The organism is Pseudomonas sp. UBA5568 (assembly GCF_002425525.1).
GTDB classification, from domain to species: domain Bacteria; phylum Pseudomonadota; class Gammaproteobacteria; order Pseudomonadales; family Pseudomonadaceae; genus Aquipseudomonas; species Aquipseudomonas fulva.
Map to the genome: position 1 here is coordinate 1 of NZ_DIMK01000005.1, position 19,972 is coordinate 19,972.

Annotated in this window: 17 protein-coding genes; 2 read left to right on the forward strand and 15 right to left on the reverse strand. The window is 61.0% G+C overall.

Going from position 1 to position 19,972, the window contains the following annotated elements; genetic code table 11:
- Positions 1–217 precede the first annotated feature (217 nt).
- The 6 genes from B2S33_RS02390 to B2S33_RS02415 form a co-directional block, all read right to left on the reverse strand.
- Entirely contained in the window at positions 218–985 is a 768-nt protein-coding gene (locus B2S33_RS02390; RefSeq protein WP_027913938.1) for an SDR family oxidoreductase, read from the reverse strand.
- Between the two features lie 645 nt (positions 986–1,630).
- Complete coding sequence (locus B2S33_RS02395; protein ID WP_023532899.1) at positions 1,631–2,347, reverse strand: ABC transporter ATP-binding protein; 717 nt, start codon at positions 2,345–2,347, stop codon at positions 1,631–1,633.
- Positions 2,344–3,219: an ABC transporter ATP-binding protein gene (locus tag B2S33_RS02400; RefSeq protein ID WP_288649745.1), complete on the reverse strand. Its 876-nt coding sequence runs from the start codon at positions 3,217–3,219 to the stop codon at positions 2,344–2,346. The genes B2S33_RS02395 and B2S33_RS02400 overlap by 4 nt, the downstream gene beginning before the upstream one ends.
- Positions 3,216–4,517 (reverse strand): high-affinity branched-chain amino acid ABC transporter permease LivM, encoded by a 1,302-nt coding sequence (livM, locus tag B2S33_RS02405; RefSeq protein ID WP_023532919.1) that lies wholly within the window; start codon positions 4,515–4,517, stop codon positions 3,216–3,218. The genes B2S33_RS02400 and livM overlap by 4 nt, the downstream gene beginning before the upstream one ends.
- 2 nt (positions 4,518–4,519) lie before the next feature.
- A complete protein-coding gene (locus B2S33_RS02410) occupies positions 4,520–5,434 on the reverse strand; it encodes an ABC transporter permease subunit (RefSeq protein ID WP_023533025.1) in 915 nt (304 codons plus the stop codon).
- Between the two features lie 155 nt (positions 5,435–5,589).
- Positions 5,590–6,726 carry a branched-chain amino acid ABC transporter substrate-binding protein gene (locus tag B2S33_RS02415; RefSeq protein ID WP_023532927.1) on the reverse strand — a complete coding sequence of 379 codons (1,137 nt, stop codon included), beginning with the start codon at positions 6,724–6,726 and terminating at the stop codon, positions 5,590–5,592.
- 485 nt (positions 6,727–7,211) lie between these two features.
- On the opposite strand from B2S33_RS02415, the gene pncB reads away from it, so the two are divergent.
- Together pncB and nadE are read left to right on the forward strand one after the other, a co-directional pair.
- Complete coding sequence (gene pncB / locus B2S33_RS02420) at positions 7,212–8,417, forward strand: nicotinate phosphoribosyltransferase (protein WP_027913940.1); 1,206 nt, start codon at positions 7,212–7,214, stop codon at positions 8,415–8,417.
- 4 nt (positions 8,418–8,421) lie between these two features.
- The gene (gene nadE, locus B2S33_RS02425) at positions 8,422–9,249 is read left to right on the forward strand and encodes an ammonia-dependent NAD(+) synthetase (protein ID WP_028687883.1); all 828 of its coding nucleotides are present in this window, start codon (positions 8,422–8,424) and stop codon (positions 9,247–9,249) included.
- A 55-nt stretch (positions 9,250–9,304) separates the two neighbouring features.
- On the opposite strand, the gene azu is transcribed toward nadE, so the two are convergent.
- From azu to rnr, 9 genes are all read right to left on the reverse strand, one after another.
- Positions 9,305–9,754 carry an azurin gene (gene azu / locus B2S33_RS02430; protein ID WP_110607534.1) on the reverse strand — a complete coding sequence of 150 codons (450 nt, stop codon included), beginning with the start codon at positions 9,752–9,754 and terminating at the stop codon, positions 9,305–9,307.
- A gap of 363 nt (positions 9,755–10,117) precedes the next feature.
- Positions 10,118–12,418 carry a YgiQ family radical SAM protein gene (locus tag B2S33_RS02435; protein ID WP_288649748.1) on the reverse strand — a complete coding sequence of 767 codons (2,301 nt, stop codon included), beginning with the start codon at positions 12,416–12,418 and terminating at the stop codon, positions 10,118–10,120.
- A 183-nt stretch (positions 12,419–12,601) separates the two neighbouring features.
- Entirely contained in the window at positions 12,602–13,999 is a 1,398-nt protein-coding gene (gene dnaB, locus B2S33_RS02440; protein WP_023532900.1) for a replicative DNA helicase, read from the reverse strand.
- Between the two features lie 113 nt (positions 14,000–14,112).
- A complete protein-coding gene (gene rplI / locus B2S33_RS02445) occupies positions 14,113–14,559 on the reverse strand; it encodes a 50S ribosomal protein L9 (protein WP_012316464.1) in 447 nt (148 codons plus the stop codon).
- 20 nt (positions 14,560–14,579) lie between these two features.
- Positions 14,580–15,443: a hypothetical protein gene (locus B2S33_RS02450; protein WP_288649750.1), complete on the reverse strand. Its 864-nt coding sequence runs from the start codon at positions 15,441–15,443 to the stop codon at positions 14,580–14,582.
- Positions 15,444–15,476: 33 nt separating this feature from the next.
- Positions 15,477–15,707, reverse strand: a complete 231-nt coding sequence (gene rpsR, locus B2S33_RS02455; protein ID WP_003249563.1) for a 30S ribosomal protein S18 — start codon at positions 15,705–15,707, stop codon at positions 15,477–15,479.
- Between the two features lie 28 nt (positions 15,708–15,735).
- Positions 15,736–16,161, reverse strand: a complete 426-nt coding sequence (rpsF, locus tag B2S33_RS02460) for a 30S ribosomal protein S6 (protein ID WP_021783885.1) — start codon at positions 16,159–16,161, stop codon at positions 15,736–15,738.
- Between the two features lie 281 nt (positions 16,162–16,442).
- On the reverse strand, positions 16,443–17,189 hold the full coding sequence (gene rlmB / locus B2S33_RS02465) for a 23S rRNA (guanosine(2251)-2'-O)-methyltransferase RlmB (RefSeq protein ID WP_027913944.1): 747 nt from the start codon (positions 17,187–17,189) through the stop codon (positions 16,443–16,445).
- Complete coding sequence (gene rnr / locus B2S33_RS02470) at positions 17,186–19,768, reverse strand: ribonuclease R (RefSeq protein ID WP_027913945.1); 2,583 nt, start codon at positions 19,766–19,768, stop codon at positions 17,186–17,188. The genes rlmB and rnr overlap by 4 nt, the downstream gene beginning before the upstream one ends.
- Positions 19,769–19,972 lie beyond the last annotated feature (204 nt).

Here is a 19,972-nt window from a genome sequence, read left to right on the forward strand (position 1 = left end):
GCCTCCTGAAGTCGCGATCTGTGTTGCCTGGGCTACCGCGCGCTTAGAAGCAAAAGCCAAAGCAACGGCAACGGCAACGGCAACGGCAACGGCAACGGCAACGGCAACGGCAACGGTCATTCAGGTTCGCGAATAGCCATTCCGAATGCGGCAGGATTTCGCCGGGGGTTCGCCCGTGGAGAAGAACTCAGTCATACCCACCGGTCAAAACCCCAAATTACCCCTTCGCCGAGCGATCAATAGAGAAGCCAGCCCAGTCCTGGCTAACCGGCATCAACTCCAGGCTATTGATGTTGATATGCGCCGGCTGGTTGAGTATCCAGAAAATGGTCTCGGCAATGTCCTGCGGCTGGATCGGCTCGGCCCCCGCGTAGGTAGCATCGTACTTGGCCTGATCACCGCCAAACCGAACCAGCGAGAACTCGCTCTCGCACAAGCCAGGCTCGATGTTGCTCACCCGCACGCCAGTACCGCGCAAATCGCAGCGCAGGCTCAACGAGAACTGACCCACGAACGCCTTGGTACCGCCATAAACGTTACTGCCCGGATAGGGGTAATTACCCGCCACCGACCCCACGTTCAGAATAGATGCCCCCCGCCCGTGGGCGATCAAGCGGGGCAGCAGCAAGCGCGTGGTGTAGATCAGCCCCTTGATGTTGGTGTCGACCATGGTTTCCCAGTCGTCGAGGCTGCAATGCTGTGCAGCGTCCACCCCCAGCGCCAACCCGGCGTTGTTGACCAGTGCGCGGAGCGTGTCGAAGCCCGCTGGCAACGTGGCGATGGCCTGTTCCATCGCCTGGCGATCACGCACATCCAGCACCAGGCCATGAACTTCGGTTTGCGCAGACAATTCAGCACACAAGGCATCCAGGCGGTCCTTGCGGCGCCCCGTGAGCACCAGCTTCCAGCCCGCCTCGGCAAACCGGCGGGCAGTGGCCTCGCCAAAGCCGGACGTGGCGCCTGTGATGAAGACGGTCGAAGTCATGCAGTGTTCCTCACGTAAGAGATCCTGGGTGAAACCGCAGCATGCCCGTGCCCGATGCGCCGGGCAAGTCGTCACGCGCACTGATCATTTTTTGATCAACACACTGAAGGCCGCATATACACTGGGCTACAGCCACCTATGAGCACCTTATCCACAAGCCTTTCCCCGCCAATTGGGGGCAACTGCGGCACCAGGCGGAACCCTTTCAGCCTTACACGGTCGCGCCTGCCTTTTTCAACCGCGCCAATTCCTTTATCCCATGCCGCATCCAGACGTATGTCCAACGCTTTTCCACAACCTTATCCACAGGCGTACGGGTTTATGACATCACCCTCGAAAAGTACTAGTCAGGTAGAGATATCGTCATGCAGCTAGATCCTGATCAAAAAACGATCAAGTCTATGGAGCCCCTGAATTCCTTAGCTTGGAGAAAGATGCCACCATGTTTTCCACAGGCACCTCCACACGAACGGTGGACTAAATCAGGCTGTGGGTAACAAAGGTTGGCCAGTCGCATCGAGCCTGTGCATAAGCCCGAGGCCGTGGCAGTTGTCCACATCAGGCACCGCCTGGTGAAACGTGCAGGCCACTCCCTTGAAGCGTTGACCAGCCCCGATTGACTCAGGGCTGGAACATCATCGGGGCTCAGTGCCCGCCCAAGTAAGCGCTGCGCACCTCTTCATTGACCAGCAACTCCTGGCCCGTACCCGTCATGCGTATCTGACCGTTGACCATCACGTAAGCCCGGTCCGACAGCTTCAACGCGTGGTTGGCGTTCTGCTCGACCAGAAAGATGGTCATGCCCGTCTTGGCCAGCTCGCGCAGGGTGGCGAAGATCTGTTTGACGACGATGGGCGCCAGCCCGAGCGAAGGCTCATCCAGAAGCAGCAGCCGAGGCCGGCTCATCAAGGCGCGGGCGATGGCCAGCATCTGCTGCTCGCCCCCCGACATGGTCATGGCGCGCTGATTGCGTCGCTCCTTCAAACGTGGAAACAACGTATACATCCGCTGCATGTCCTCGTCGGCATGCTTGTCGCCGATGGGGATGGTGCCCATCATCAGGTTTTCTTCGACACTCATGTCCGGGAACACCCGCCGCCCTTCCGGCGACTGGGCGATGCCGTTGGCGGCAATGTAGTGCGAGGACTTGCGGGTGATGTCGGTGCCCCGGTAGATGATCTGGCCGGAAGCGGCGCGGGGCTGCCCGAAAATGGACATCAACAAGGTGGACTTGCCCGCCCCGTTGGCACCGATCAGGCTCACCGTCTCACCTTCGTCGATGTGCATGGACACCTGCTTCAGGGCCTGGATGGGGCCGTAGAACACATCCAGGTCCTTCAATTCCAGAATGGGTGCAGTCATATCAGCTCCTCTTCGTCGGCACCCAGATAGGCAGCGATCACTGTCGGGTTGTTGCGGATATCCTGAGGCGCGCCCTCGGCGATCACGTTGCCGTGGTCCAGCACGACGATGTGGTCGGAAATGCTCATGACCATGCCCATGTCATGCTCGATCAGCACCACGGTGATGTCATGCTCGTCGCGCAGGACCCGCACCATGCGGCTCAACGCTTCGGTCTCCTGAGGGTTCAAGCCCGCGGCAGGTTCGTCCAGGCAGATCACCTTGGGGCGGGTGCACATGGCACGGGCGATTTCCAGGCGTCGCTGCTGGCCGTAGGACAGTTCGCCGGCCAGGCGATTGGCGCAGTCGACCAGGTCCACCACCTCCAGCCAGTAGAAGGCATGGTCCAGCGCGTCGCTCTCGGCCTTGCGATACCCCTTGGTGTTGAGCACGCCAGCCAACAGGTTGCGGTTGGCCCACATGTGTTGGGCCACCAGCAGGTTCTCGACGACAGACATCTCCTTGAACAGCCGGATGTTCTGGAACGTCCGGGCCAGACCGGCCCGGTTGACCAGGTGGGTGCCGCCGAACATCTTGTAGTACAGCCGGCTGGCGAACCGTGATGGCGAGACGAAGTCCGCCGCCTGGAAGCGCTCGCCCAGCAACTGAATGACGTTGGTATGGCTACCCCGTGCATTGAGCTCGATTCGTCCGCCGCTGGGCTTGTAGAAGCCGGTCAGGCAGTTGAACACCGTGGTCTTGCCTGCACCATTGGGGCCGATCAGGGCGAAGATCTGATTGCGCCTGACTTTCAGGCTCACATCGCTGAGCGCCTTGATGCCACCGAACTGCATCATCAGGTGGTCTACCGAAAGAATGATGTCGTCGCTCATGGCGCCACTCCTTTACGCGGGGTCACACCGGACCGGCTGATGCGGATCAGCCCGCGCGGTCGCCAGATCATCATCAGTACCATCAGCACCCCAAACAGCAGTACCCGGTACTCGGAGAAGCTGCGCAGCAGTTCTGGCGCAACGGTGAGCACGAACGCGGCAATCACCACGCCGACCGTCGAGCCCATGCCGCCCAGTACGACGATGGCCAGGATCAGCGCTGACTCGAAGAAGGTGAACGAGGACGGGTTGACGAAGCCTTGGTAGGTGGCGAAGAACACCCCCGCCAGCCCCGCAGTCGAGGCGCCCAGGGTAAACGCCGAGAGCTTGACCAGCACATGATTGAGCCCCATGGAGCGGCAGGCGATCTCGTCTTCGCGCAGGGCCTCCCATGCTCGACCTACCGGCATGCGTGTCAGCCTGTGCTTGATGTACAGCACCGCCAGCACCACCAAAAACAGCACCGCGTAGATGAACACGAACTTGAGATTGGGGTTGTAATCGATACCCATGAACTCGTGGATGGGCACGCCCCCGTCCTTGGCCCGCCGACCGAACTCCAGGCCGAGGAACGTCGGCGCCGGGGCCGGCATGCCATTGGGCCCACCGGTGAACGACAGCCAGTTGTTGAGCACCAGGCGAATGATTTCGCCAAAACCCAGGGTGACGATGGCCAGGTAATCACCGTGCATGCGCAACACTGGAAAGCCCAGGATGCACCCGGCCAGCGCTGCGGCAATGGCCGCCAGGGGCAGCACGCTCCAGAAGCCAAGCCCCAGGTACTGGTAGCCCAGCGCCAGGCCATAGGCACCGATGGCATAGAACGCGACATAACCCAGGTCCAGCAGCCCGGCCAGGCCAACCACGATATTCAGGCCAAGACCAAGCAGCACATAGATCAGCCCGAGGATCACCACCGTCAGCAGGTACTTGTTGGCAAAGATCGGGAAGACGATGGCGATCACGATGAGCGCAGGAATGATGTAGCGCAGCCGCGACTTGTAGTCCGGCGGGTTCACATGCACGCCCGAACCGCCATTGTCGAAGCCTTGCAGCATGCGCCGACCGGCAGCGGTTTGCAGGTAAAGGCTGAGCAGGAAGCGCCCGAGCATCACGCCGCCGACCAGCCACGCCACACGCCGCGGTTCGGCGTTGAAGCTGTAGCCGTCGAGCACCACACCGACGACCGGGCCGAACACGATGAGCGCCAGCAGCCCTGCAACCAGGGTTTCCACTACGCTGCGCTTGAGATCGAAACCTGTCTTTTGGGGAACGGATACGGATTTGGCAACGGACATGGTCACACCTTAGCCACGAGTGGGCGACCCAGCAGGCCTTGGGGGCGGAAGATAAGGATCAGCACCAGCAGCGAGAAGCTGAATACGTCCTTGTAGTCCGAGTTGATCAGACCGGAGAACAGCGATTCGGAGATGCCGAGGATGATGCCGCCGAGCATGGCGCCAGGCAGTGAGCCGATGCCACCGAGCACTGCAGCGGTGAAGGCCTTGATGCCGATGATGAAGCCGGCATAGAAGTCGAAGGTGCCGTAGTTCATGGTGATCAGTACGCCGGCCAGCGCCGCCATCACGGCACCGATGACGAACACGTAGGAAATTACCCGGTCGGTGTTGATGCCCAGGATCGACGCCATCTTGCGGTCCTGCTGGGTCGCGCGGCACATGCGCCCGAGCTTGGTGTACTTGATCACGTAGGTCAGCAGGCCCATGCCAACGAAGGCCGCCACCAGGATAAAGATCTTGGTGTAGGTCAGTTGCACGAAGCCGCTGCCCACCTCGACGCGCCAGGCGCCTTCAAGCAGGGTAGGTACCCCCTGTTGCCGCGCACCTTGGCTGATCTGCGCGTAGTTCTGCAGGATCAGGGAAATGCCGATGGCGCTGATGAGCGGCGCCAGGCGGGTGGAGTTGCGCAAGGGTTTGTAAGCGATGCGCTCGATGGTGAAGCCGTATACCCCGGTCACCACAATGGTGAACAACAAGGTGCCCAACATCAGCAGGGGGAAGGATTCGACGCCGAAATAGGCCAGCAATGCCAAGCTGATCGCCGCCAGGTAGGCGGAAATCATATACACCTCGCCGTGCGCGAAGTTGATCATGCCGATGATGCCATAGACCATTGTGTAGCCGATGGCGATCAGGCCGTAGACCGACCCGAGGGTCAGGCCGTTGACCAGTTGCTGCAGGAAAATACCATCCATAACGCAATCTCACCTGATCGAGATCGCACCGGTGCTGCCCACGCAGGGCCCGGTACCAGGCAGCCATGGCGCTGCAGCACTGTGCTGATCTTCGGATAAAGACGGGTACCGCGGGGCCCGGCCCCGGAGCTTGCGCCCGGGGCCTGGAGCCGTTGTTATTGTTGTTTTTCCAGCTGGTGGTACTTGCCGTCCTTGTCCCACTGGTAGACCACATAGTCCGACACCGTCAGGTCACCCTTGCTGTCCCACTTCTTCTCACCCATTACCGTCTGCACAGGGTTGGCCTTCAACCACTTGGCCGCGTCTTCGCCCTTGTTGGACTTGGCGCCGTTGAACGCGGCCGCCAGTGCCTGCAACGAGGCATAGGCGTAGAGGGTGTAGCCTTCGGGCTCGGTGCCGCCTTTACGGAATTCCTCGACCACCGCCTTGCTGTCCGGCAATTGACGCGGGTCGGCGCCAAAGGTCATGTAGACGCCATCGACGTACTGCGCCCCGCCTGCCGTGGACACCAGTTCGTCGGTGACGATGCCGTCGTCGGACATGAACCTCACGTCCTTGAGCCCTTGCTCACGCAGCTGACGTACCAGGGGGCCGGCCTCCGGGTGCAGGCCACCGAAATAGACCACGTCGGCGCCGGTGGAGCGGATCTTGGTGACGATGGCGCTGAAGTCTTTCTCGCCTCGAGTCAGGCCCTCGTACAGCACGGGCTTGACGCCGCGTTTTTCCAGTTGTGCCTTGGTCGCATCGGCCAACCCCTGGCCGTAGGTGTCCTTGTCGTGCAATACGGCCACTTTCTGGCCCTTGAGTACATCGACGATATAGTTGCCGGCGACGACGCCCTGCTGGTCGTCACGCCCGCACATGCGGAACATGGCCGACAGGCCGCGCTCGGTGACCTGCGGGTTGGTCGAGCCTGGCGTGATGGCGATGACGCCTGCTTCGTCGTACACCTCGGATGCCGGAATGGTATTGGAGGAGCAGAAATGCCCTACCACGCCAATGACCTTGTCCTGGTCAACCAGCCGGTTCGCCACAGACACGGCCTGCTTGGGTTCGCAGGCGTCGTCGCCTTTGACCAGCACGATCTTCTCGCCATTGACCCCACCGGCTGCGTTAATCTTGTCAGCCGCTGCCTGCGCACCTTTCATGTATTGCTCGCCAAACGCTGCGTTGGCACCGGTCATCGGGCCTGCGACACCGATCTTGACGTCGGCCTGTACATACGAAGAAACACCCAGGGCCGTGGCAACGGCCAGGGCCAGGAAACCTTTCTTGTAAAACGTCTGCGACATGAGGTGGTGCTCCTAGAGTTTTTTTGATTGGCACTACAACGACTCAGCCCTGTGCTCTGAGCAAGGGCCGTGCCATTAGATTCGCATCATCTTCAAACCCCACCGTGCATATCGTGGCGGGCGGGCCCTGCCCGTTTCTTTATTGAGCGTGCAACCGTCTACCCCACCTCTGGTAGCACCGATTATCGCGGCGCAGGGCTACCGCACCGTCAGGGTGTTGCAACTGGCGCACAGGCCAATGGGCAACCGACCTGTAACAATTAACGTCACCGAACTGCACACCGCTGGTGCGTGACTGCTACAGCCCGCACCGTAACTACACTCGACACGCAACGTAACGCCGTCCGGTTTGGCCGGTACGACACCGTATTCAGATTCTTCTGAAAGGTTTCGCGCTGCTTCGCCGCAGGGTCGGCGTCACAATCACATCGGCATGGCAAAGACTGGCACAATGACCGCCTATTGCCGTTTCTGGAGCCACCCTGATGAGCGAGAGCGCATTCGCCGAGCGCATCGTGCATAACCTGCTCGACACCGATTTTTACAAGCTCACCATGATGCAGGGCGTGCTCCACAACTACCCTGACGCCGATGTCGAATGGGAGTTTCGCTGCCGCAATGGCGAGGACCTGCGTCCCTACCTGCACGACATTCGCCAGCAACTCGAACAGCTTGCCGAACTGACGCTGGATAACGGCCAACTCGCCTTCCTGGAGCGCATCAGCTTTCTCAAGCCCGATTTCCTGCGCTTTCTAAGGTTGTTCCGCTTCAACCTGCGCTACGTGCACCTGGGTATCGACGACGGTCAGCTGGTGCTGCGCCTCAAGGGGCCGTGGCTGCATGTGATCCTGTTCGAAGTGCCTCTGCTCGCCATCATCAGCGAGGTGCGCAACCGTTCGCTGCACCCGCACATGCGCCTGGCCGCTGCCCGGGATCAGCTTTACCGTAAATTCGATTGGCTGCGCGCCAACGCCAGCACCGATGAACTGGCCGAAATGCAGGTCGCTGACTTTGGTACCCGCCGGCGTTTCTCCAGCCGCGTGCAGGAGGACGTGGTGCGCGTGTTGCGCGATGACTTCCCGGCCCGCTTCGTCGGGACCAGCAACGTGGACCTGGCCTGGAAGCTCGACATCAAGCCGCTGGGCACCATGGCTCATGAATGGATCATGGCCCACCAACAGCTGGGCCCGCGGTTGATCGACAGCCAGATCGCCGCGCTCGATTGCTGGGTACGTGAATACCGAGGGTTGCTGGGCATCGCCTTGACCGACTGCGTGACCATGGATGCTTTCCTGGGCGATTTCGACCTGTACTTCGCCAAGCTCTTCGATGGGCTGCGCCACGACTCCGGCGACCCTGTGCTCTGGGCCGAAAAAGCCATTGCTCACTATCAGCACCTGGGCATCGATCCGATGACCAAGACGCTCGTGTTTTCCGATGGGCTGAACCTGCCACGGGCGCTGGAAATCTTCCGTGCCCTGCGTGGTCGCATCAACGTAAGCTTCGGTATCGGCACCAACCTGACCTGCGACATTCCGGGCGTAACGCCAATGAGCATCGTGCTGAAGATGACCGATTGCAACGGCGCACCGGTGGCCAAGATTTCAGACGAAGCGGCCAAGACCCAGTGTCGTGACGAAAACTTCGTCACTTACCTACGTCACGTTTTCAAAGTTCCCAGCAAGGAGTAACCCCATGCAAGCGGTTCAGCAAGAGATTGCCCAGGCACTCAAGGTACAACCGCCGTTCGCCGACGCTGCCGCCCTCGAGGCCGAAGTGACCCGGCGGGTAGCGTTCATCAAGGACTGCCTGGCCAATGCAAGGCTCAAGACCCTGGTACTGGGCATCAGCGGCGGCGTCGATTCGCTTACCGCAGCCCTGCTCGCCCAGCGCGCGATCAACGAGTTGCGTGAAGAAACCGGTGACAAGGGCTACACCTTCATCGCCGTGCGCCTGCCCTATCATGTCCAGCACGATGAGCATGATGCACAGGCGTGCCTGGAGGTCATCAAGCCGGACGAGACGCATACCATCGACATCGCCCCGGCCGTCAAGGCACTGGCAGGCGAAACGCAGGCGTTGAAAAACGGTTCGCCCACGCTTGTGGATTTCGTGGTGGGTAACATCAAAGCCAGGATGCGCATGGTTGCCCAGTACACCATCGCAGGCGCGCGCGCAGGTCTGGTGATCGGCACCGACCATGCGGCCGAAGCGGTCATGGGCTTTTATACCAAGTTCGGCGACGGCGCCTGCGACCTGGCGCCGCTCAGTGGCCTGGTCAAGCATCAGGTACGCGCCATCGCGCGGCATTTTGGAGCGCCGGAGTCACTGGTGGAGAAAGTGCCTACCGCTGACCTCGAAGACCTCGACCCGGGCAAGCCAGACGAAGCAGCGCATGGGGTCACCTACCAGCAAATCGATGCATTCCTGCATGGCCAGGAAATCGATCAAGCCGCTTTCGATGTCATCGTTGCCAATTACCGCAAGACCCAGCACAAGCGCGAACTGCCGTTCGCCCCTTGAATACGCAACTGGGGCCGCGTTGCGGCCCCAGTTCGTGTTCTAGCGCGCGGTCAAATCACTTGACCACGACTTTGCCCTTCATCATCGAGATATGGCCTGGGAAGGTGCAGAAGAAGCTGTAGTCGCCGTCTGCTGCAAGCTTGGTGGCGTCGAACGTCACTTCGGTTTCCTTCTCTGGCGCGCCGATCATCTTGGTATGGGCGATGATGGCGGCGTTGTCGGCCTTGATGTAGTCCTTTTCCAGACCCTGGCTCATGCCTTCGGTGGCAATGCCCTGCATGTCGGCCGTCTTGCTGATAACCAGGTTATGGCCCATGACGTTCTTCGGCATGCTGCCGGAGTGAGTGAGTTTGACGGTGAATTCCTTACAGCTCTTGTCGACCGTGATTTGCTTGGTGTTGAAGGACATCTGGTCAGTCGAATCGACAGTTACCGAGCACTCGGCTGCGAAGACAGAGGCGCTGGCGAGGGTCAGCAGGGATACCGCTACAGCTTTCGCAAACATCGTGAATCTCCTTGGCAGGGTTTTATCAACAGCGAGACTGCCTGAAACCGTCCAGCCCCTGGGTGACGTGCGTCAAGGGGATGTCAATGGGCCAGCCAGTTGAATTGTTCAATGGATTGTATACAACCAATCTAAGGGCACATCATGCCCTTTTAATAGACGATGGGACAACCTCTCATTTAGGAGCAGTACCAAATGCCCATGTCCAGTTTCTTGAACAGCTTGCTCGCTGCCTATGCCCACGCTGCCACAGGCGCGATCTGCGAGTTCTCGCGCCCCGAGTGATGCCCGGAGTGATGTCGATGTGCAGTGATCGAGTAACCGGTAGTCGCTGAAGGAGGGGCCGCCAGGCGGCCCGGGGTTTCAGCGTGGAATGACTGGCTGACGCGGCTTTTTCCCGCCTTTGCCACCCTTGGCCGACTCCTTGCGCTCCTTGGCAGCTTGCTGGTTGCGGGCGAACGCCTCCGCCTTGGCCTTCTCGCGCTTGTCCCATGGCTTGCTGCCATCGCTGGCGCGCGGCGGCAGGCCGGAATGCTGGGTCAGGATCTTCTGATCCTTGCCCACCTTGTGGCTACCGGCTGGCGTCGAGTTCTTGCGCCGGGCGCTCTGGTAGGTATCGGATTGCGGCTGGTGCAACGGGATCAGCTGATGCTTGCCTGGCCCGATCAGGTCGGCACGCCCCATGCGCTGCAGCGCCTCGCGCAGCATTGGCCAGCCCTTGGGGTCGTGGTAACGCAGGAACGCCTTGTGCAAGCGACGCTGCTCGTCGCTCTTGACGATGTCCACGCCCTCGCTCTTGTAGGTCACCTTGCGCAACGGGTTCTTGCCCGAGTGGTACATGGCGGTGGCCGACGCCATCGGCGAGGGGTAGAACGCCTGCACCTGGTCGGCACGGAAACCGTTGCCCTTGAGCCACAAGGCCAGGTTCATCATGTCTTCGTCGGTGGTGCCGGGGTGCGCCGCGATGAAGTACGGGATCAGGTACTGCTCCTTGCCTGCCTCCTTGGAGAACTTCTCGAACATGCGCTTGAAGCGGTCATAGCTGCCAATGCCCGGCTTCATCATCTTGTCCAGCGGGCCACGCTCGGTGTGCTCGGGGGCGATCTTGAGGTAGCCGCCCACGTGGTGGGTCACCAGCTCCTTGACGTACTCCGGCGATTCCACCGCCAAGTCGTAGCGCAGGCCCGAGGCGATGAGGATTTTCTTCACGCCTGGCAGCGCACGGGCCTTGCGATACAGCTCGATCAACGAGCTGTGGTCGGTGTTCAGGTTCTCGCAGATACCCGGGAACACGCACGAAGGCTTGCGGCAATGCTTCTCGATTTCCGGGCTCTTGCAGGCGATGCGGTACATGTTGGCGGTGGGGCCGCCGAGGTCCGATACCACGCCAGTGAAGCCGGGCACTTTGTCGCGCATCTCCTCGATCTCGTTGAGGATCGATTCGTGCGAGCGGTTCTGAATGATACGCCCTTCGTGCTCGGTGATCGAGCAGAACGTACAGCCGCCGAAGCAGCCGCGCATGATGTTGACCGAGAAGCGGATCATCTCATAGGCCGGGATGCGCTCCTTGCCATAGGCCGGGTGCGGCACGCGCGCATAGGGCATGCCGAACACGTAGTCCATTTCCTCGGTGCTCATGGGAATGGGCGGTGGGTTGAACCACACGTCCACCTCGCCATGTTTCTGCACCAAGGCGCGGGCGTTGCCTGGGTTGGTCTCCAGGTGCAGCACACGGTTAGCGTGCGCATACAGGACCGGGTCGTTACGCACCTTTTCGAACGACGGCAGGCGAATCACCGACTTCTCACGCGTCACGCGCGGGCTGTCGAGGATCTGCACCACCTTGGCTTCGTTCGGGTCTTCCTGGTCGCCCTTGGCTTGTTCGATGGCGCAGGTCTGGGTGTCCTGGGTGTTGACGTACGGGTTGATGATCTTGTCGACACGCCCCGGACGATCGATACGGGTAGAGTCGATTTCGAACCAGCCGTCCGGGGTGTCCCGCCGCACGAAGGCCGTGCCACGCACGTCGGTGATCGATTCGATCTTCTCGCCGTTGGACAGCCGTTGCGCCACTTCGACCACGGCACGCTCGGCGTTGCCGAACAGGAGGATATCGGCGCTGGCGTCGATCAGGATCGAGTGGCGCACCTTGTCCTGCCAATAGTCGTAGTGCGCGATGCGGCGCAACGAGGCCTCGATGCCGCCCAGCACGATGGGCACGTGCTGGTAGGCTTCCTTGCAACGCTGGCTGTACACCAGGCTGGCACGGTCAGGCCGGCTGCCCGCCAGGCCGCCCGGGGTGTAGGCGTCGTCGGAACGGATCTTCTTGTCGGCGGTGTAGCGGTTGATCATCGAGTCCATGTTGCCGGCAGCCACACCGAAGAACAGGTTGGGCTCGCCAAGCTTCATGAAGTCGTCTTTGGACTGCCAGTTCGGCTGGGCGATGATGCCCACGCGAAAACCCTGGGCTTCCAGCAACCGGCCAATGATGGCCATGCCAAACGACGGATGGTCGACGTAGGCGTCGCCGGTCACGATGATGATGTCGCAGGAATCCCAACCGAGCAGATCCATCTCCTCCCTGCTCATTGGCAGGAAAGGTGCTGGCCCGAAGCATTCGGCCCAGTACTTGGGATAATCGTAAAGTGGTTTGGCTGCTTGCATATCAGTGACCGGCTCTGGTGTGCAGGGAAATCGCGGGCGCGGAGAATAGCACAAATTTTAACCAAATCCGACTGTCTTCGTGGGAATTGGCATGCGTGCGACGGTTGGGGCGTGACGCCTTGTGGGGCACGTTCGCCCCACGATTCAGGTAAGAAGGTGCGTCTGGTGAAGCAGGGTCAGGCGTTATTCATCGTCGTCGAAGTTATACATCCCCGGCGCCAAGTTCTCGAAACGGGTGTACTTGCCGATGAACGCCAGGCGCACAAAGCCAATTGGCCCGTTACGCTGTTTGCCGATGATGATTTCCGCCACGCCTTTGTGCTCGGTTTCGGGGTGATACACCTCGTCGCGGTACACGAACATGATGACGTCGGCGTCCTGCTCGATTGCACCGGATTCACGCAAGTCGGAGTTCACCGGGCGTTTGTTCGGGCGCTGCTCCAGAGAGCGGTTGAGCTGCGAGAGGGCAATGACCGGGCAATTGAATTCCTTGGCCAGGGCTTTGAGCGACCGGGAGATTTCGGAAATCTCGTTCGTGCGGTTGTCACCCGAAGAACCAGGAATCTGCATCAGCTGCAGGTAATCGACCATGATCATGGCGATCTCACCGTGCTCGCGTGCCAGGCGTCGGGTGCGCGCGCGCATCTCCGATGGGCTGATGCCGGCGGTGTCATCGATGAACAACTTGCGGTCGTTTAGCAGGTTCACCGCCGACGTGAGGCGTGGCCAGTCGTCGTCGCTCAATTGACCGGAGCGCACCTTGGTCTGGTCGATACGACCCAGTGAGGACAGCATACGCATGACCAGCGATTCGCCTGGCATTTCCAGCGAAAACACCAGCACGGCCTTGTCGGTACGCAACACGGCGTTTTCCACCAGGTTCATGGCGAACGTGGTTTTGCCCATCGAAGGCCGGCCCGCCACGATGATCAGGTCGGCCGGCTGAAGGCCGCTGGTTTTCTCGTCCAGGTCGGTATAACCGGTGGAGATACCGGTGATGTCGCTGTCGGAGTTGAACAAGGTGTCGATGCGGTCGATGGCCATGGTCAACAGGTCGTTGACCCCTACCGGGCCGCCTGTCTTGGGCCGCGCCTCGGCGATCTGGAAGATCTGCCGCTCGGCGTCGTCGAGGATTTCCGCCGCATCACGGCCTTGCGGGTTGAACGCATTGTCTGCGATGTCGGTACTGATGCTGATCAGCTGCCGCAGCGTGGCCCGCTCGCGAATGATCGCGGCATAAGCCTTGATGTTGGCCACCGAAGGCGTGTTCTTGGCCAATTCGGCCAGGTATGCCAGGCCACCGACCTGCGTCGACAAGCCTTCCTTGTCGAGCTGCTCGTGCAGCGTCACCACATCGAACGGCTGGTTGGCGTCAGCCAACTTGTGCACGGCACGGAAGATCAACCGGTGGTCATGCCGGTAGAAGTCACCGTCCGACACCTGATCCAGCACCCGCTCCCAGGCGTTGTTGTCCAGCATCAGACCACCGAGCACGGCCTGTTCGGCCTCGATGGAATGCGGCGGCACTTTCAGGGCTGCGGTTTGCAGGTCGAGCTGTTCGGAGGTAGTGATCTCGTTCATGGCCACGAAAGAATTCTGGAGGATGAAAAAGACAAAGGGCACGGCCTGTCGAAGACAGGACCGTGCCCGATGTTAACCGGCTGACACCTGACGGGCCAGCCAGTCAGCGCAGCTTAGGCAGCTACGACGACCACACGTACGGTGGCTTCAACGTCGCTGTGCAGGTGCACGGCTACGTCGTATTCGCCAACCTGACGGATGGTGCCGTTCGGCAGACGAACTTCAGCCTTGGCCACTTCAACGCCGGAGGCGGTCAGGGCGTCAGCGATGTCGTGGGTGCCGATCGAACCAAACAGCTTACCTTCGTCGCCAGCGGTGGCAGTGATGGTCACTTCCAGCTCGGCCAGTTGGGCAGCGCGGCTTTCAGCCGACGATTTACGGTCTGCAGCTGCTTTTTCCAGCTCGGCGCGACGCTCTTCGAACGCAGCCAGGTTGGCGGCGTTGGCAACGGTAGCCTTGCCGAATGGCAGCAGGAAGTTACGGCCGTAACCAGCCTTAACTTTTACTTTATCGCCCAGGTTGCCCAGGTTGGCGACTTTTTCCAGCAGGATCAGTTCCATTTGGTAAAACCTCTTAACTTTTAACCTTCACCGTTCGCGGAGTCATTCCCTTTGGGGGACTTGCGACCGCGAAAATCAATCAGGCTGTCGACAATGGCCAGGACCACCAGCAACGGGTAAATCAGCTGCATGATCAGCGGCAGCGTCACGTACATCCCTACTAGCCAGAAACCGGCCAGTCGGCCCTGCGCCACAAGCCCATGCATCAAAGCGATGCCGGCCAGCACCAGTACCAGGCTCGAAGCCGATGCCAGGATGATGAACTGCGGCCCGATGAACGGGGCCACCACCATCACTGCCACCAGGGCCACCATGGTCTGTTTCGGCAGCTTCAGGGCACGAAACTCGTGACCGAAGCCTCCAGGGTTGTACAACGCTGCCTGCCAATAACGCGCCAGCACCAGGGCCAGCACGCAGAACAACTGCACTGTCACGGCTGTGGAAGTGACCAGCAATGGGCGGATCACTTCACCGGAGAGTACCGGCTGCCCTTCGACTTGCGGCATGGCTTCGGCAAACGCCTTGGCCAGCGCATCGAAGGTAGGGGCCAGCGCCAGATCAAGCACGAGGCTGAACGCCACGGCGAACACGGCACTGACCACCAACACCCGACTCCAGGGATGCTCGGCCCGCAACAGGCCGGCAAGTGCCAGGGCACCCGCGATCACCATGAAGGTGATCGGATCGCCCATGACCCAAACGGCCAACCCTGCCAGCAAGCCGCCAGCGATGACCATTGAAGCATCCTTGAACCCGCGTCGCAGCAGCACAAGGCTGCCGGCAGCGGCACTCAACCAGAACAGCAGCGGCAATACCGCGCTGATGACCACCACGAGGGTGGCCTGCACACGACCGCGCATGATGAAACTTGCTAACGCTCGCATGCTAATCCCTTACTGCTTGTCGACGACCCGGTCTCAGCGGCCGTGGCTGTCGGTGTAGGGCAGCAGGGCCAGGAAGCGGGCGCGCTTGATAGCGGTAGCCAGCTGACGCTGATAACGAGCTTTGGTACCGGTGATACGGCTTGGAACGATCTTGCCGGTTTCGGATACGTAAGCTTTCAGGGTGTTGAGATCTTTGAAGTCGATCTCTTTCACGTCTTCAGCAGTGAAGCGGCAGAATTTACGACGACGGAAGAAACGTGCCATTTAATAGGCTCCTCTAAAGGTCCGTGGATTACTCGTCAGCGTTATCGCTGGAGTCGCTGTCATTGCTGTCGTCGCCTTCGGCGGACTCGGCATGCTCAGGACGCTCGCGACGCTCACGGCGCTCGCTGCGGTTTTCTTCAGCCTTCAGCATCTCGGACTGACCGGTAACGGCTTCGTCGCGACGGATGACAAGGTTACGGATAACGGCATCGTTGTAGCGGAAGTTGTCTTCCAGCTCGGCCAGGGCCTTGCCGGTGCACTCAACGTTCAGCATCACGTAGTGAGCCTTGTGAACATTGTTGATTGCATAGGCCAGTTGACGACGGCCCCAATCTTCCAGGCGGTGGATCTTGCCACCATCTTCTTCGATCAGCTTGGTGTAACGCTCAACCATGCCGCCGACTTGCTCGCTCTGGTCCGGGTGAACCAGGAAGATGATTTCGTAATGACGCATGAATGCTCCTTACGGGTTAGTAGTCTGCCAGCGAATCTGGTCAGACAAGGAGTGAATGACACTGGTGTGTCTTGCCAGGGAGTAGAGGCACATGCGCACCTGCCAGCTCGGCAAGGGGCGCAATTGTAGAGAAGGCCAGACAGACAAGCAAGGCAATTGGCGATTATTTGAACAACCGGAAACACTTCGACGCGGCATCTGTCGCGTCGCGGGTACAGCGGCCCATGCAGGATCCGTTCAAGCGGGCACGTGCCGGCCAAAAGACCGGCACGGTCATGGGATCAACCCTTGGCCTGGCGCTGGCGCACGGCCTCGAACAGGCACACGCCAGTGGCCACGGACACGTTCAGGCTGCTGACACTGCCGCTCATCGGCAGCTTCACCAGAAAGTCGCAGTGCTCGCGGGTCAGCCGGCGCATGCCCTTGCCTTCGGCGCCCATGATCATCACCAGCGGGCCGGTCAGGTCCTGCTGGTAGATTTCCTGCTCGGCTTCGCCGGCGGTTCCCACCACCCACAGGCCACGCTGCTGCAGCTTCTCAAGCGTACGCGCAAGGTTGGTCACGGCCACCAGCGGGATCACCTCGGCTGCTCCGCACGCGACCTTGCGCACCACAGGCGTCAGGGTCGCCGATTTGTCCTTGGGCACGATCACGGCCGTTGCGCCCGCTGCATCAGCGGTACGCAGGCAGGCACCAAGGTTGTGCGGGTCGGTCACCCCGTCCAGCACCAGGATCAGCGGCGGCGTTTCAGTGCGCTCGAGCAACTCCTCGAGCATGAGCTCACCCCAGACCTGGCTGGGGCTCACCTCGGCGACCACGCCCTGGTGCACGCCTTCGACCCAGGCGTCCAACTCGCGGCGCTCGGCTTGACCCACAGCTACGCGGTTCTCGGCGGCCAAGGCCAGCAGCGCTTGCAGGCGCGGCTCGCTGCGGCCCTCCGACAGCCAGATCTGCTTGACCCGCTTCGGATGGTGCTGCAACAGCGCCTGTACCGCGTGAACGCCGTAGATCTTTTCCAACTGACTCATGAATTGCTCTTGCTCTTGCGTGATGCGCCGGATTTCGACGGCCCTTTACGGTGCTTGGTAGGCTTGCCAGACGTCTTGCTGCCCTTGTCCGACTTGCTGCTGCCGTGGCTGGTACTGCGGGCCTCGGTCATCAGCGCCTTTTTCATTTCGCGGCTCTTGCGCACCTCGGCGTTGCGCTGCACGGCGTCCTTGGGGAAGTACGCCTCGGAGGCTTCGCTCTTGCGGCTGCGCGGCTTGGGCGTGGCCCTGGCCTTCTCTTGCTCCGGTGCTTGCTCGGTCGGGGCAGCGGCAGCAGGTGTACCGCGCTGCTTGCGACCGATCGGAGCAGCCAGGGTGGCGTCGGCCACTTCGAAGTCGATCTTGCGCTCGTCCAGGTCCACGCGCATGACCTTGACCTCGATCGTGTCACCCAGGCGGAAGCTGCGGCCAGTGCGTTCGCCCGACAGACGATGATGCACAGGGTCGAAGTGGTAATAGTCGCCCGGCAGCGCACTGACGTGCACCAGACCCTCGACGTAGATGTCGGTCAGCTCGACGAACAGGCCGAAACCTGTCACCGCCGTGATCACACCCGGGAACGTCTCGCCCACGCGGTCCTTCATGTACTCGCACTTGAGCCAGTTGACCACGTCACGTGTGGCTTCGTCGGCCCGGCGTTCGGTCATCGAGCATTGCTCGCCCAGTTGCTCGAGGGTGTTCTCGTCGTACGGGTAGATACGCGCCTTGGGAATGCTCATGGCACCGGCACGCTTGACGTGTGGGGTATCGACCTTGGAGCGGATGACGCTGCGGATGGCGCGGTGGACCAGCAAGTCAGGGTAACGACGGATCGGCGAGGTGAAGTGGGTGTACGCCTCGTAGTTCAGGCCGAAGTGGCCGTTGTTGTCGGTGCTGTACACCGCCTGGCTGAGCGAGCGCAGCATCACGGTCTGGATCAGGTGGAAGTCCGGGCGGGCGGCGATGCTCGCCAGCAGTGCCTGGTAGTCCTTGGGCGACGGGTCCTTGCCCTTGTGCAGTGACAGCCCCAGCTCACCCAGGAAAGCACGCAGCTTTTCCAGGCGCTCCGGTGGCGGGCCATCGTGCACCCGGTACAGGGCCGGCACACCGTGCTTTTGCAGAAACTCTGCCGTGGCCACGTTGGCGGCCAGCATGCATTCCTCGATCAGCTTGTGCGCATCGTTGCGCACGGTCGGGCGAATTTCCGCGATCTTGCGGTCTTCGCCGAAGACGATGCGAGTTTCCTGGGTCTCGAAGTCAATGGCACCGCGGGTGTGCCGGGCATCGAGCAGGACCTTGTACAGGTTGTAGAGGTTCTTCAGGTCCGGGACGACTTCCTTGTATTCCTCGCGCAGCGCCTTGCCTTCACGGGTGCGTGAATGCTCGAGCATGCTGCTGACCTTGTTGTAGGTCAGGCGGGCGTGAGAGTGGATGACCCCTTCATAGAACTGGTAGTCGACCATCTGCCCGGCCTTGTTCATGGTCATTTCACAGACCATGGCCAGGCGATCGACGTGCGGGTTCAACGAGCACAGGCCGTTGGACAATTCCTCGGGCAGCATGGGCACCACACGCTCGGGGAAGTACACCGAGTTTCCGCGCTGCTGGGCTTCCACATCCAGCGCCGAGCCCAGGCGGACGTAGCTCGACACGTCGGCGATCGCCACATAAAGGCGCCAGCCGCCGGAGAACATCCGCAGCTTGCCCAGGGGTTCGCAGTAAACGGCGTCGTCGAAGTCGCGCGCGTCCTCGCCGTCGATGGTCACGAAGGGCAGGTGGCGCAGGTCGACGCGCTTTTCCTTGTCCTTGTCTTCGACTTCAGAGCGGAACTTGCGGGCCTCCTTGATCACATCCTTGGGCCAGACGTGCGGGATATCGTAGCTGCGCAGGGCCACATCGATTTCCATGCCCGGCGCCATGTAGTTGCCGACCACTTCCACCACATCGCCTTGCGGCTGGAAACGCGCCGTTGGCCAATGGGTGATCTTGATCTCGACGAACTGGCCGATCTTCGCGCCACCGTTACGCCCGGCCGTGACCAGCACTTCCTGCTGGATCTTCGGGTTGTCAGGGGTCACGTAACCGATGCCGCCTTCCTCGAAGTAGCGGCCTACCACGCTTTCATGGGCGCGGGAGACGACCTCGACCAAGGCGCCTTCGCGGCGACCACGGCGGTCGACGCCGGACACACGCGCCAGGGCGCGGTCGCCATCGAACACCAGGCGCATCTGCGACGGGCTCAGGAACAGGTCTTCGCTACCGTCGTCGGGAATGAGGAAGCCGAAGCCGTCGCGGTGGCCGGAGACGCGGCCGCAGATGAGGTCCAGCTTGTCCACCGGGGCATAGGTGCCGCGCCGGGTATAGATAAGCTGGCCGTCGCGCTCCATGGCCCTGAGGCGGCGGCGCAGTGCTTCGATCTGGTCTTCTTCGTGCAGACCGAACTCTGCCGCCAGCTCCTCGCGCGCGGCCGGTTCGCCACGGTCGGCAAGGCGCTGCAGGATCAGCTCACGGCTGGGAATGGGGTTGTCGTATTTTTCCGCTTCGCGAGCGGCCTCGGGATCGAGGGATTGCCAATCGGCCATCAGAAGGGGTTCACCTTGGGGTATATAGATAGGAATTCTGGCATAGGCGTATTGAAACCGGAAATGTCAGCCTTGGACAGCCCCCTGAGGAGCGCCCGGCGAGCGGCAATAGGCCCATGAAATCAACAAGTTGAATTTTTTGAGATTTTTTTTGATCGAGGGCTTTACAGCCCCCGAGGGCATCCGTATAGTGCGCACCACGAC